The sequence below is a fragment of the Oceanicola sp. D3 genome (assembly GCF_006351965.1).
Taxonomy (GTDB): Bacteria; Pseudomonadota; Alphaproteobacteria; order Rhodobacterales; family Rhodobacteraceae; genus Vannielia.
This window is the reverse complement of record NZ_CP040932.1, coordinates 22,660-36,321: the sequence shown is the minus strand read 5'-3', so window position 1 is coordinate 36,321 and position 13,662 is coordinate 22,660. Positions and strand designations below refer to the sequence as shown.

At 66.0% G+C, this 13,662-nt stretch carries 14 protein-coding genes; 10 read left to right on the top strand and 4 right to left on the bottom strand.

What is annotated here, in order from left to right; translation table 11 throughout:
* Positions 1 to 56: 56 nt before the first annotated feature.
* Both FHY55_RS00190 and rbfA read right to left on the bottom strand, forming a co-directional pair.
* Positions 57 to 806, bottom strand: a complete 750-nt coding sequence (locus FHY55_RS00190) for a phosphodiester glycosidase family protein (RefSeq protein ID WP_140015940.1) — start codon at positions 804 to 806, stop codon at positions 57 to 59.
* A complete protein-coding gene (gene rbfA, locus FHY55_RS00185) occupies positions 790 to 1,209 on the bottom strand; it encodes a 30S ribosome-binding factor RbfA (protein ID WP_140012267.1) in 420 nt (139 codons plus the stop codon). The genes FHY55_RS00190 and rbfA overlap by 17 nt, the downstream gene beginning before the upstream one ends.
* A 100-nt stretch (positions 1,210 to 1,309) precedes the next feature.
* Here rbfA and dapB point away from each other — a divergent pair, with 100 nt between their 5' ends.
* Positions 1,310 to 2,128 carry a 4-hydroxy-tetrahydrodipicolinate reductase gene (gene dapB / locus FHY55_RS00180; RefSeq protein ID WP_140012266.1) on the top strand — a complete coding sequence of 273 codons (819 nt, stop codon included), beginning with the start codon at positions 1,310 to 1,312 and terminating at the stop codon, positions 2,126 to 2,128.
* A 76-nt stretch (positions 2,129 to 2,204) separates the two neighbouring features.
* Here the strand turns inward: dapB and FHY55_RS00175 are convergent, their stop codons facing one another.
* A complete protein-coding gene (locus FHY55_RS00175) occupies positions 2,205 to 2,390 on the bottom strand; it encodes a DUF1674 domain-containing protein (RefSeq protein WP_140012265.1) in 186 nt (61 codons plus the stop codon).
* Positions 2,391 to 2,460: 70 nt separating this feature from the next.
* Between FHY55_RS00175 and FHY55_RS00170 the strand changes: the two genes are divergently transcribed.
* The 9 genes from FHY55_RS00170 to FHY55_RS00130 all read left to right on the top strand — a co-directional run bounded on the left by FHY55_RS00170 (position 2,461) and on the right by FHY55_RS00130 (position 12,714).
* Positions 2,461 to 3,684: an RsmB/NOP family class I SAM-dependent RNA methyltransferase gene (locus FHY55_RS00170; RefSeq protein ID WP_140012264.1), complete on the top strand. Its 1,224-nt coding sequence runs from the start codon at positions 2,461 to 2,463 to the stop codon at positions 3,682 to 3,684.
* A gap of 139 nt (positions 3,685 to 3,823) precedes the next feature.
* Positions 3,824 to 5,602, top strand: coding sequence for a heparinase II/III family protein (locus FHY55_RS00165; RefSeq protein WP_254695380.1), 1,779 nt, complete (start codon positions 3,824 to 3,826; stop codon positions 5,600 to 5,602).
* 18 nt (positions 5,603 to 5,620) lie between these two features.
* A complete protein-coding gene (gene purH / locus FHY55_RS00160; protein WP_140012262.1) occupies positions 5,621 to 7,210 on the top strand; it encodes a bifunctional phosphoribosylaminoimidazolecarboxamide formyltransferase/IMP cyclohydrolase in 1,590 nt (529 codons plus the stop codon).
* A gap of 14 nt (positions 7,211 to 7,224) precedes the next feature.
* On the top strand, positions 7,225 to 7,716 hold the full coding sequence (lspA, locus tag FHY55_RS00155; RefSeq protein ID WP_140012261.1) for a signal peptidase II: 492 nt from the start codon (positions 7,225 to 7,227) through the stop codon (positions 7,714 to 7,716).
* A 71-nt stretch (positions 7,717 to 7,787) separates the two neighbouring features.
* Positions 7,788 to 8,297, top strand: coding sequence for a DUF3035 domain-containing protein (locus tag FHY55_RS00150; protein WP_140015939.1), 510 nt, complete (start codon positions 7,788 to 7,790; stop codon positions 8,295 to 8,297).
* A 118-nt stretch (positions 8,298 to 8,415) separates the two neighbouring features.
* Complete coding sequence (locus FHY55_RS00145; RefSeq protein WP_140012260.1) at positions 8,416 to 9,825, top strand: pitrilysin family protein; 1,410 nt, start codon at positions 8,416 to 8,418, stop codon at positions 9,823 to 9,825.
* The gene (locus FHY55_RS00140) at positions 9,822 to 11,147 is read left to right on the top strand and encodes a M16 family metallopeptidase (RefSeq protein WP_371707095.1); all 1,326 of its coding nucleotides are present in this window, start codon (positions 9,822 to 9,824) and stop codon (positions 11,145 to 11,147) included. The genes FHY55_RS00145 and FHY55_RS00140 overlap by 4 nt, the downstream gene beginning before the upstream one ends.
* Before the next feature lie 81 nt (positions 11,148 to 11,228).
* Positions 11,229 to 12,131, top strand: coding sequence for a tRNA pseudouridine(55) synthase TruB (gene truB, locus FHY55_RS00135; RefSeq protein WP_140012259.1), 903 nt, complete (start codon positions 11,229 to 11,231; stop codon positions 12,129 to 12,131).
* Between the two features lie 76 nt (positions 12,132 to 12,207).
* Positions 12,208 to 12,714 (top strand): DUF1643 domain-containing protein, encoded by a 507-nt coding sequence (locus FHY55_RS00130; RefSeq protein ID WP_140012258.1) that lies wholly within the window; start codon positions 12,208 to 12,210, stop codon positions 12,712 to 12,714.
* On the opposite strand, the gene FHY55_RS00125 is transcribed toward FHY55_RS00130, so the two are convergent.
* Positions 12,711 to 13,616: a hypothetical protein gene (locus tag FHY55_RS00125; RefSeq protein ID WP_140012257.1), complete on the bottom strand. Its 906-nt coding sequence runs from the start codon at positions 13,614 to 13,616 to the stop codon at positions 12,711 to 12,713. The genes FHY55_RS00130 and FHY55_RS00125 overlap by 4 nt on opposite strands.
* Positions 13,617 to 13,662: the final 46 nt, after the last annotated feature.

The following is a 13,662-nucleotide window of genomic DNA, read 5'->3' as shown; positions in this document are numbered from 1 at the left end:
TCGGGCGTTTCGGGGCTGGGGCGAAGCAGGCGGGGCCTTGCCGGAAAGCCGCGAAATCAGCCTTTCGGCACCACGGCACCCACCAGCGGCCCGAGCGGAAACCCGGTGTCATGCCGCCCGATCGAGGGGGCAAAGAGCCGCGAGACGGAGCCGTCGAAATACAGCGCATTCGGGGTTTTGAGCGCATCACGAAACAGGGTGCCAAACTCCCAGAAGGTGACCCGCTCGTCGGAGATGACGAAATGCACGGTCTGGCCATCCGCCGCGACGCCCACGCCATTGCGAAAATGCCGCGAAGTGCTGTCTTTCAGAAAGCGCGGGTGCAGCTTGCCGTCCAGCACCAGCATCGGGCCGGATTGCGAGGCGTAGCGGCAGGCGGGTGGGTTGGCGCGATAGGCGAGGGTTTCCACAACGGCGGCGCGGTTCTCCATCAGGCAGAAGACGCCGTTGGGCAGGAGGCCAAAGTTGCCCGGCCCCGGGTTGGCAACAAGCGGCGCCGTCTGGCGGCCCTCTTCGAGGTAAAGGCCAACTGGCCTGCGATCTTCGTGATACATGCCCGCGTTCATCGCGAAGGTCAGGGCAAGCCCCTCCTCCGCCAGCATATCTTCCAGCCGGGCGAAACTGCCGATGACCCTGCCGCCGTCGGAGTGAAACAGGCGAATATCATCTGCCGCGGCATCCAGCGTGCAAAGCGTATAGGCGCGGCCCTGATGGGCGATGTCGCGGCAGGCTGGCGCGGCAGAGAGCGGCGCAGCGGTGAGCAGCGCAAGCAGCGGGGCCAGAAGGCGCTTAATCCGCGGCGTCATCATCTTCATCGGCTTCGATGTCGCGCCGCACACGCTCTTCCGAAAACATCCGCCGGGTGTCATCCATCCGATCGAAGGTTTCATCGAGCTGAAAGCGCAACTCGGGCGAAAACTTGAGCGCCAGCGATTTGTTGACGGCGCGGCGCAGCTCCGAGCGGTTGCGGCGCAGGGCCTCCAACGCCTCTTGGGCATGAAAGCCGCCAAGCGGCATCACATAGGCTGTGGCCACTTTCAGATCGGGGGAGCAGCGCACTTCGCTGACGGTGATCGAGATTCGCCCGAGGTCATCGTCATGCACCTCGCCGCGCTGAAGCACCTGTGCCAACGCCCGCCGAATGGTTTCACCCACGCGGAGCTGACGCTGCGAGGGGCCGGACCCTTCATGAAACTTGTTCTTCGCCATGGCCCGGACATAAGACGCCGGTTCGGCTCGCGCAAGGCGGGCTTTGCGCCGCACCGCCGCGTCAGCTAAACGGGGCCGAACGCAAGAAGGACGATGCGAGATGATGGATGTGCCCGGGATCGTGGTGATGGGAGCCTCCGGCCGGATGGGCCGGATGCTGGTGCAGAGCGTGCAGGAGAGCCCGGTGATGCGGCTGGCCGGAGCGCTGGAGCGCGAGGGCCACGAGTGGATTGGCCGCGACGTGGGCGAAGCCATGGGCGGCGCAGCGCTGGGCGTGCAAGTCACGGCAGATCCGTTGGAGGCCATGGCAAAGGCGCAAGCGGTAATCGACTTCACCGCCCCCGCTGCAACGGTGGAGATGGCCGCGCTGGCCGCGCAGGCGCGGGCTGTGCATGTGATCGGCACCACCGGGCTTACGGATGCCGACATCGAGAAAATCGACCTCGCCGCGCGCCACGCGGTGATCGTGCGGGCAGGCAATATGTCTCTCGGGGTCAACCTGCTGACAGTTCTGGTGAAGAAAGTGGCCGCTGCGCTCGACGAAGACTTCGACATCGAGGTGGTCGAGGCGCATCACCGGCACAAGGTGGACGCGCCCTCTGGCACTGCGCTGATGCTGGGCGAGGCGGCTGCCGAGGGGCGCGGTCATGGGCTGAAAGAGGTGTATGAGGCCGCGCGCGACGGGATCACCGGGGCGCGCAAGCGCGGGCAGATCGGCTTTTCGGCCATCCGCGGCGGCGACATCATCGGCGAGCATGACGTGATCTTCGCCGGGCCGGGCGAGCGGCTGACGATCTCGCACAGCGCGACCGACCGGAGCCTCTTTGCCAAGGGCGCGCTGAAGGCGGCGCTCTGGGGGCAGGGCCGCAAGCCCGGACATTACTCGATGCTAGATGTTCTGGGGCTAAGCGAAAGCTAGGCCAAGCGGGCTCATCGGACCCCTCCTGGGCCCTCTTCGCCCGGGTGAGGACGCCTCGAATGGCGGATGAGCCCCCTCAGAAGTCGATCGCCAACCCTTTTTTCTCCCAGTCGCCATAGCGCACCGGTTCGGGGCCGTCGCGGCCTCCGAGTTCCTTCGGTAGCTCATCGGCCTTCGCGGCCTTGCGGCGCTCTTCTGCCTCGGCCAACGCGCGCTGGGCCTCAGGGGGCAGGTCTTTCTTGGTCTCGGGACGGTCGGCCATCACGGCGCTCCTTGTCAGGGCTCGGCTCGTGATATAGCCCGCGAGACCTGACGGGAAAAGGGGAAGGCCCATGGCCGATGCGGCGCGGGAGCTGGCACTTTCATTCATCAAGGGCGTTCTGGCGCAGCGGATCATGATGTCGGATCTTGTGGCGGCTACGCAGGCGCCGCCTGAGGTGCTGGCGCGTGCGCAGCGGCTGGCCGGTGCTACCCTGCGCAATATTGGCCCGGCCGATGCGGCCCTGAAGCCCTACCTCAAAAAAGCACCGCCCGCGCCCGTGCGCGATGTGCTGCGGCTGGCCACGGTGGAACTTCTGGCGCTGGGCGAGGCGGCGCACGGGGTGGTGAGCGAGGCGGTGAGCCTGACCCGGCAGGCCAGCCCACGCGCGACTGGCATGGCCAATGCAGTGCTGCGCAAGGTGTCGCAAGAGGGTCAGGCGGCCTTCGATGCCGCGCCGCCCACACGCCTGTCAAACTGGCTGCGCGGGCGGCTGGGGGCGGCCTATGGCAATGCCGTGGTGGCGCAGATTGAAGCCGCCCACGGTGTAGGCGCGCCGCTGGACCTGACGGCAAAGGGCGATGCGGCGGCGCTGGCCGAGGCGACGGGCGGCACGCTGCTGCCCACGGGATCCGTCCGGATCACCGGGCCCGTGCAGGTAACCGCGCTGCCGGGGTTCGCAGAGGGTACCTTCTGGGTGCAAGACGCCGCCGCAGCCCTGCCGGCCAAACTGCTGAACGCCCAGCCGGGCGAGCGGGTGCTCGATCTCTGCGCCGCGCCCGGCGGCAAGACCATGCAGCTCGCGGCGGCAGGTGCAGATGTGGTGGCGCTGGATCTTTCAGCGCGGCGGCTCGGCCGGGTGGAAGAGAATCTTTCGCGTACCGGCCTCGCCGCGCAGCTTGTGTCGGGCGATGTGCTGAAATGGGAGCCGGAGGAGCAGTTTGACGCAATTCTGCTCGACGCGCCCTGCTCGGCCACCGGCACCATCCGCCGCCACCCCGATCTGCCCCATGTGAAGGATGGCAAGGGCCTCAAGGAGTTGTTCGCGCTTCAGGCGGCGATGCTGGAGCGGGCGATGAACTGGCTGAAGCCCGGCGGGCGGCTGGTCTACTGCACCTGCTCGCTCTTGCCCGAAGAGGGAGAGGCGCAGGTGGCCGGCCTCAACCCCGTCCGGCCCGAGGCGGAGTGGATCGAAGATGGCTGGCGCGCGGGCAACAGCCTGCGGCTCAGGCCGGATTTCTGGAGCGAGCGCGGCGGGATGGACGGGTTCTTCATCGCGGTTTTGCACAAGCAATAGGGCCGGGCCATAGGGCAGGGGAGGCGGAAGCCGGGTTCCGCCCGTTTCCAATCAGGCCCATTTCGCCGGTGACACCCGCGCCGCGCCGCCTTATTCTATTCCAAAATCAACAAACCGCCCAACACGGCGACCCGAGAGCATGATGGCAGGCACCCTCGCAAAGCATCCCTCCGCGAAGTGGACGCGCATGGCCAACCGGCTGCAAGCGCGGCTGGCCACTTGGGCGCGTCCGCCCACGGCCTTCACCAGCCAGCCCGAACCGCGCACCATCGGCAGCTTTGCCAAGGGGCGGCAGCTTGTGGCGGGCACCTATCTCTTCGCCGGCTACCTCGTGGAAGCGCAGGGCGATGACCGCCCGATCTGGGACATGCCTGCGCCAGCGCCCGACTTCACCGAGGCGCTGATGGGTTTTTCATGGCTCGATGATCTAGCCGCCGTTGGCGATCTGCGCGCACGCAAGAAGGCGCAGGCTTGGACATGGCTGTGGATCGAGCGCTTCGGGCAGGGTCAGGGCGCGGGCTGGACGCCCGATCTCACAGGGCGGCGGCTGATCCGCTGGATCAACCACGCGATCTTTCTGCTCAACGGGCGAAACTCCGAGCAGAGCCAAGCCTATTTCAAGGCGCTGGCCGGGCAGGCGCGCTTCCTGTCACGCCGCTGGCGGTCTGCCGCGCCGGGGCTGCCGCGTTTCGAGGCGCTGACCGGGCTGATCTATGCCGGTCTGTCGCTGAAGGGCATGGAGGCCCGGGTTGGCCCGGCCCTTCGGGCGCTGTCGAAGGAATGCGACCGGCAGGTCGATGCCGAAGGCGGCATTCCCACCCGCAACCCCGAAGAGCTGATGGAGGTGCTGACGCTGCTCACATGGGCCACCCATGCGCTGGTCGAGGCAGATCACCCCATTCCCCGCCCCCTCACCGGTGCCATCGCCCGGATCACCCCCACCCTGCGCGCCCTGCGCCATGCCGATGGCGGTCTTGCGCGCTTTCATGGCGGCGGGCGTGGGCTGGAGGGGCGGCTGGATGCTGCGCTGGTGGCGTCTGGCGTGCGCGACGGGCCGGGTGAAGGGCTGTCGATGGGCTATGCGCGCCTCGCCGCCGGGCGCACCACCGTCATTGTCGATGCAGCCCGCCCCCCGCAGGGCCCCGCCTCGGCCCGCGCCCATGCCTCAACGCTGGGTTTCGAGCTGACATCGGGCCGCCGCCCGGTGATCGTCGGCTGCGGTTCGGGGGCGAGCTTTGGTGAAAGCTGGCGCCGTGCAGGCCGTGCAACCGCCTCACACTCCACGCTCGCAGTCGAGCGCTACTCCTCGTCCCGGCTGGCCACGGCGAGCGGGCAGCGAGGCGAGTTTCTGGAGGATGTGCCGCGCCAAGTGAAGGTGGAACGCACTGCCGATGATACCGGCATCCATCTGCTGGCGGGCCATGATGGCTATAGCTCCACCCACGGCCTCACCCACATGCGGCGGCTCAACCTCGACCCGGCGGGCCGCCTCCTGTCTGGCACCGACACCCTGCGCGCCTTCACCGAAGACGCCCGCCGCGCATTCGACGCGGCGATGACGCGCATGCAGCTTCAAGGCGTGGCCTTTACCGCACATTTCCACCTGCATCCCGATGTCGACGCGACAATCGACATGGGCGGCATGGCGGTGTCGATGGCGCTGAAATCAGGCGAGATCTGGGTCTTCCGCTACACCGGCAGTGCCGAGCTGTCGCTGGAGCCTTCGGTCTACCTCGAACAGGGGCGGATCAAGCCAAGAGCGGCGCGTCAGATCGTCCTTTCTGCCAAAGTCATGGATTACGGGCACGAGATCGGCTGGACCTTGGCGAAAGCACAGGATACCCCGCTCGCCATCCGAGATACGCTCCGCGCGCCCTACGACGATGACGCCGAGGATGAGGACGCGGGGCAGGGCTGACCGAGGGGGCCGATGCCGATGAGTAACCTGCAACCGATCCGCCGTGCGCTGTTTTCCGTTTCCGACAAGGAAGGGCTGGTGGAGCTTGCCGAGCTTCTGGCCAAGCGCGGCATTGAGATTCTGTCAACCGGCGGCAGCGCCGGGATGCTGCGCGAGGCGGGCATTGATGTGCGCGACGTGGCCGATGTGACAGGCTTCCCAGAGATGATGGACGGACGTGTGAAAACGCTGCACCCGCGCGTGCACGGCGGGCTTCTTGCGCTGCGCGATAACGAGGCGCATGTGGCCGCGATGAACGAGCACGAGATCCAGCCGATCGACCTGCTCGTTGTCAATCTCTATCCCTTCGAGGCCACCGTGGCGAAGGGCGCGGATTACGACACCTGCATCGAAAACATCGACATCGGCGGCCCGGCGATGATCCGCGCTGCAGCCAAAAACCATGCCTTCGTGAACGTGGTGACCGATGTCGAGGATTACGCCTCCCTGATCGCCGAGCTGGACGAGAACGACGGCAAAACAACCCTCGCCTTCCGCCAGCAGCTTGCCCAAACCGCCTATGCCCGCACCGCTGCCTATGACGCGGCGGTGAGCACTTGGATGGCGGGTGCAATCGGCCAGCCCACCCCGCGCCGCCGCGCCTTTGCCGGCACGCTGGCCTCCACCATGCGCTATGGCGAAAACCCGCATCAGAACGCGGCGTTCTACACCGATGGTTCAAACCGCCCCGGCGTGGCCACCGCCGAGCAGCATCAGGGCAAGGCGCTGAGCTACAACAACATCAATGACACCGATGCCGCTTTCGAGCTGGTCAGCGAGTTCGCCGTGCAAGACGGCCCGGCCTGCGCAATCATCAAGCACGCCAACCCCTGTGGCGTGGCGCGTGGCGAAACGCTGGAAGAGGCCTACCGCCGCGCCTTCGACTGTGACCGCACCTCCGCTTTCGGCGGCATCATCGCACTGAACCACACGCTCGACGGTGCCACCGCCCGCGCCATCTCCGAGATCTTCACCGAGGTGGTCATCGCCCCCCGTGCCGATGACGAGGCCAAGGCGGTGTTCGCCGCCAAGAAAAACCTGCGGCTGCTCACCACTGGCGCATTGGCCGATCCGCGCGAGGCACTGCTCACCTATCGGCAGGTCAGCGGCGGGATGCTGGTGCAAGACAAGGACGTGGGCCACATCGCCAAGGATGACCTGAAGGTCGTGACCAAGGTGCAGCCAACCGATGAGCAACTGAACGACCTGCTCTTTGCATGGACCGTGGGCAAACACGTGAAATCCAACGCGATCATCTACGTCAAGGACGGCGCCACCGTGGGCGTGGGGGCCGGCCAGATGAGCCGTGTGGACTCCAGCCGCATCGCCGCCCGCAAGAGCCTTGATATGGCCGAGGCGCTGGGCCTCCCCGAGCCGCTGACCAAAGGCTCCGTTGTGGCCTCCGATGCGTTCTTCCCCTTCGCCGATGGCCTGATGGCCGCCGTCGAGGCGGGCGCAACGGCGGTGATCCAGCCGGGCGGGTCGATGCGGGATGACGAGGTAATTGCCGCCGCCGATGAGGCGGGCATTGCCATGGTCTTCACCGGCATGCGCCACTTCCGGCACTGAGCGGGCAAAGAGGGATGCGCTGGCTCACCATATCCGCCCTTCTGGCCTTCGGGATCGACCAGCTTTCAAAATGGTGGATCCTTGAAGTGGTCCGCCTGCCGGTGGTCCTGCGCGAAGATGTGTGGCCGCCGTTCCTCGTGTTCCGTCTGGGCTACAACGACGGCATCAACTTCGGCCTCTTTGGCGAGGGCTCGCCGCTTCAGGCCTATTTTCTGATTGGCGTGGCCGTGGTGCTTTCGGCGCTGCTGCTGATCTGGGCCATGCGCAGCTTTACCTTGGCCCGCGCCTTTGCCTCTGCCGGGCTTGTCATCGGCGGGGCGCTGGCCAACGCGCTCGATCGGGTGCTGCACCCGGGCGTGGTCGACTTTCTCAACATGTCCTGCTGCGGCATCTCCAACCCCTACCTCTTCAACCTCGCCGATGTTTTCATCTTTGCCGGGGCCTTTGGGCTGATCCTCTGGACCGGCGAGAAAAAGGCGGCTGACGAGGGCGGTGAAACGCGCTAGAACGGGCAAAAGACTTGAGGAACAGCCGAGTGGTTTCAGGGGCTCACAAGTGGAAGACGGCAGCCGGGCGCATGGTGCTCGGTCTGGCTCTATGCGCGTTGGTTGCGGCCTGCTCGCGCGAGCCGCAGCTGATGAACATCCAGCGCGGGCAGGACACGCCCGACGAGTTTTCCATCCTGCCCAACAAGCCGATCCAGCAACCCGAAAGCTACAGAGACCTGCCGCCGCCCACGCCGGGCGGGAGCAATCGCGCCGATGCGACGCCCTTCAAGGATGCCGTGGCCGCGCTGGGGGGCAACCCCAACAGCCTCAACCGCAGCGGCGAAATCCGGGGCGAGCCAGGGCTGATCGGGCACGTCACCCGCTTTGGCCTGACGCGCAATATCCGCGGCGTGCTGGCGGCAGAGGATTACGAGTATCGCAAGCGCAACGATGGGCGGCTGCTGGAGCGGATCGCCAACGTGAACGTGTATTACAAGGCCTATCGCCGCCAGTCGCTGGATCAGAAGGCCGAGTTGCAGCGCTTCCGCCGCGCCGGAGCAAAGACGCCCGCCGCCCCGCCCAGCGGTGCCTATCAGTAATCGTTAACCAAACTGCAAGGCCGCGCGCGTTACACCGGGCTTCACAACCCCGTTGCCCCACTTGCGCATATTCGCACCATGCCTAGGGTAGCCCTCGCATCATTTGAGAGGAGCGCTGATGACCCCAATCCGCCGCGCCGGAGCCGCCTTGTTCGCGCTCCTTGCTTTCGCCGCCCAGCCCGCTGCGGCTGAAGAGGTTACAACCTTTTCGCTGGATAACGGGATGGACGTTGTGGTGATCGAAGATCACCGCGCGCCGGTGGTCGTCAACATGGTCTGGTATCGCACCGGCGCCGCCGATGAGGCCCCCGGCAAGAGCGGCATCGCGCACTTTCTGGAGCATCTGCTGTTTCAGGGCACCGATGATCTGGTCCCCGGCGAGTTTTCTCGCGTGGTCGAAGAGAACGGCGGCAGCGACAATGCCTTCACCTCCTGGGATTATACCGGTTACTTCCAGCGCGTCGCCGCTGACCGGCTGGAATTGATGATGAAGATGGAGGCCGACCGGATGGTAGACCTCCTGATCACCGATGAGGATGTGGCCACCGAGCTTCAGGTGATCCTCGAAGAGCGCAACCAACGCATCGAAAATGATCCGTCCGCCCTGTTCGGAGAGGATCGCCGCGCCGCACAGTGGATGAATCATCCCTACCGCATTCCGATCATCGGCTGGAAGCATGAGATGGAGGGGTTGACGCGGCAGGATGCGCTCGACTTCTACAAGCTCCACTATTCGCCCAACAACGCCATCCTCGTGGTTGCCGGTGATGTGCAGCCCGAAGAGGTGAAGCGCCTCGCCGAAACCCACTTCGGCCCTCTGCCCGCCAACCCGGAGCTAAAGCCGCGCGCCCGCCCGCAGGAGCCGCCGCACCGCGCCGCCGTTCATCTGGAGTTTGAAGACCCCCGGATCTCGCAGCCCTATGTGGTGCGCACCTACCTCGCCCCGGAGCGCGACAGCGGCGCACAGGGAAAGGCCGCCGCGCTGACCTTCCTCGCAGAGCTGATGGGCGGCCCGCCGACCTCCTCGCTGATGGGGCGCATGCTGCAATTCGATGAAAGCCTCGCCGTCTATTCCGCGTCTTTCTACTCCGGCAACAGTCTGGATGATGGCCAGTTCGGCTTCTACGTGGTGCCGGTGCCCGGCCGCAGCCTTGAAGAGGCCGAGGCCGATATGGACCGGGTGATCGAGACCTTCCTTGAGGACGGGATCGACATGGACAATTTCGAGCGGATCAAGATGCAACTGAAGGCCAGCGAGATCTACGCCAAGGACAATCTCCAGCGTCTCGCCCGCCGTTATGGCGAGGGGCTTACCACGGGGCTGACGGTGGAGGATATTCAGGCTTGGCCTGAGGTGCTGCAGGCCGTCACGCCTGAGGATGTAATGGAGGCTGCCCGCGAAGTGCTGAACAGCCGCAACTCCGTCACCGGCTATGCCTCCCGCCCCGCAGACCCAACGCCCGAACCCGCAAGCGCACCCGCGCCGGCCGAGGCACAGCAACCGGAAACCGAGGAGATTTCGCAATGAGCTTCATGACGCGGATCGCCTGCGGGCTGCTGGTTGCCCTTATGCCATTGGTCGCGCAGGCCGAGGTGGAGATTGAAGAAATCACTTCGCCCGGCGGCGTCGATGCATGGCTGGTAAACGAACCCTCGATTCCCTTCGTGGCGCTTGAGATTCGCTTCAAGGGCGGGGCCTCGCTGGATGCGCCCGGAAAGCGCGGAGCCATCAACCTGATGACAGCGATCCTTGAAGAAGGCGCTGGCGATATGAACGCCCGCGAATGGGCCGCCGCGCGCGATAGCCTCGCCGCCTCGATCGACTTCGACGTTCACAATGACGCGCTGAGAATCTCCGCCAAGTTCCTGACCGAGAACATGGATGAGGTGGTTGAGCTTCTCCGTCTGGCCATCGAAGAGCCCCGCTTCGATCAGGACGCGCTCGACAGGGTGCGCGGGCAGGTTCAGTCCATTATCAAGTCAAATGACAATGACCCCGACAAGATCGCCGGAAACACATGGGACCGGCTGGCATGGGGCGCTCACCCCTACGGCACTGATCTGAACGGCACCGAAGAGAGCATCGCCGCGCTGACCCGCGAAGACATGCTCGACGCCAAGGCCCGCGTCATGGCCCGCGACAGGCTCTATGTCTCCGCCGTGGGCGACATCGACGCCGAGGGGCTTTCCGACCTGCTCGACAGCCTCTTTTCAGGCTTGCCCGAAACCGGCGCCGAGATGCCCGAACATGTCGACTACAACTTGCCCGGCGGGCTCACGGTGGTGCCCTATGACACGCCGCAATCGGTGGTGGCTTTCGGGCAAAAGGGCATCAAGCGGGACGACCCCGATTTCTTCCCCGTTTTCGTGATGATGCAGATCATGGGCGGCAGCGGCTTCAACAGCCGCCTGATGGAAGAGGTCCGTGAAAAGCGCGGGCTGACCTACGGGATCTATGCCTATGTCGCGCCAATGGACTATGGCGAACTCATCGGCGGCAACGTCGCCTCTGCCAATGGCCGCGTGGCGCAGGTCGTTGATGTGGTGAAGGCCGAATGGGAAAAGCTCGCCACAGAAGGTGTGAGCGCCGAAGAGCTGGAGCGGGCGAAGAAATACCTCACCGGTGCCTACCCGCTGCGCTTTGATGGCAACGGGCGCATCGCCAACATTCTCGTTGGCCTCCAGATGGAAGAGCTCGGCGTGGATTACATCAAAAACCGCAACGGCTATGTCGAGGCGGTGACGGTGGAGGATATCCAGCGCGTCGCCGGGCAGCTGGTCGACCCTGACGGGCTGCACTTCGTCGTGGTCGGTGCGCCCGAGGGGCTGGAGGATACAGCGGGCAACTGACGCATCGCTGCTGCGCGGCCCCCGGTTGACCGCGCAGCGCCTCCGCGCTACCCCGCGCCTCTCAAAACCAAGGGAGGCCCCATGGCCCGCCGTAAGGGACGCGACATTTCCGGCTGGATCATCCTCGACAAGCCCGCCGGGCCGACGAGCACCGCCTGCGTAAACAAACTGCGCTGGGCGCTTGAGGCCAAGAAGGCCGGCCATGCGGGCACGCTCGACCCGGCTGCCACCGGGCTGCTGGCCGTGGCCTTCGGCGAGGCCACCAAATGCGTGCCCTACATCACCGATGCCGAAAAGTGCTACGACTTCACCGTGCGTCTGGGCGCGGCGACCAACACCGATGACGCCGAAGGCGAGGTGGTCGCCACAGCCGAAACCCGCCCCTCCGACGATGAAATCCGGGCCGCGCTTGGCCACTTCACCGGCGACATCATGCAGGTGCCGCCCAAGTTTTCCGCCGTCAAGATTGATGGTGAACGGGCCTATGCGCTGGCCCGCGACGGCGAGGATTTCGAGGTGCAGGCTCGCCCGCTCTGGGTCGAGAGCCTCGAGCTTACGGCCCGCCCCGATGCAGATACCGCCGAGCTGCGGATGGTGTGCGGCAAGGGCGGCTACGTGCGCTCCATCGCCCGCGATCTGGGCGAGGCACTGGGCTGCCTCGGCCATGTCGTCACGCTGCGCCGCAGCTGGTCGGGGCCCTTCGATCTTGAAAACGCCGTCACGCTGGAGCAGGTCGAAGAGTTGGCGCGAACTCCGGAGATCGACGCGCTACTGGTGCCTCTAGAAGCCGGGCTGGAAGAGCTGGCGCGGGTCACTGTCAACGAGGCCTCAGCCAACCGCATCGCGCACGGCAACCCTGCGCCTGTCGTGGCTTCGGATGCAGAATTTGGCGAGGAATGCTGGGCTGCACACCAAGGCCGCGCCGTAGCCCTAGGCCGCTACATGGGCGGCGAGTTTCACCCCGCGCGGGTTCTGAACCGGTGAGCCGGGCGGCTCATCCACGGCCTCGCCGTCTCTTCGCTCCGGCTGCGAAGACGTCTCGAAGGACGGATGAGCAGTCATGATCACCCGAACCCACACCAAGGGCGATGCGCCCTCCACCGCCGTCTACTCCGATTGCGAGCGCTACCGCTACCTGCTGACCCGCACATGGGAGCCGCAGGGCGAGAAGGCGCTTTTCATCATGCTCAACCCCTCCACCGCCACCGAGGTGCAAAACGACCCAACGGTAGAGCGCTGCGAGCGGCGGGCGCGCACGCTGGGCTTCGGCAGCTTCCGTGTCACCAACATCTTCGCCTGGCGCGACACTGACCCGAAGGCCATGCGCGCCGCCGCCGATCCGGTGGGGCCGGAAAACGATATGGCGATCCTCGAAAGCTGCAGTTGGGCCGATAGGGTCATCTGCGCATGGGGCAGTCATGGCGAGCATCTGGATCGGGGCCGGACGGTAGAGGCCTTGCTGCGGCAGGGCGGCTGGCCCCTGTTTCATCTCGGGCTCACCAAGCACGGCCAGCCCAAACACCCGCTTTATATCGCCTATACCGAGCAGCCCCGGCCCTGGGGCTAGGCTGCGGCGGGGTTGATTTCGAGCGCCCCGGCCAGCGCCTCCGGGCCAGAGGCGCATTCCACCTGCACCACAGGCCGCCCGCCAAGGCTAACCTGCCAGCGCCCATCCACCATGGGCAGCATCACCACATCCGAGGCTTCCGGCCCGTCGTAGAGCACCACCAAGCGCTCGGCTTGCGGGTCAAATCCCTGCACGCTCGGAATCGGCCATTGGCGCGTGACGGTGAGTTCCAGCCTCCGGGGCATTTCGGTGGCAACGATCACATCCCCCGTGGCCATGGGCAGGATCAGTCGGCCCTCAGAATCGTATCGGTCGCCCGCCTCCTCAGCCTCTTCCTCGCCCGGCATTTCATCGGGTTCCTCGGCAGCCACATCGACTTGCGGTTCCGGCTCGTCGTCCACAGCCTCCGGGGCAGGCTCGGCGCCTTCTGCCTCACCCTCTGGTTCTGCCTGCTCAGCTTCGGCCTCCTCCGCCAACCCCGCGCTTGCTTCCGAGGCACCCTCCTCCGCAGGCGTGTCCGGCACGCCGCCATCCTCATCCACATCGCGCGCAACCGGCCCCTCAGCGATCTCCTCAACCACCTCCTCGGCGACAGGCTCACCAGCCTCGTCTTCTGGCGCAGGCTCGGGCGCGTCCACCGCATCAGCCTCCCGTTTCGCCGCCGCTTCCGCCTCCTCCTCTGCCCGGATGCGCGACAACTCCTCGCGCACGGCCATGATCTCCGGCGGGAAGGCCTCCGGCTGATCGGGGTCCACCACGGTCTCGCCCATGCCCGCAGCGCCACCAGCCTCCGCCGCGCTCGCCATCTCCGCCCTGCGCCGCGCGCGCAGGCGAAGCCAGAGCGCAATCAGCGCGAGGGCGAGCAGTAAGAACAACAGAGGAATGAGCCAATCGGAAACCATAGGCAGATCATCTCCGCAAGCCGCGCCGCATGCCAGACCGGGCGCG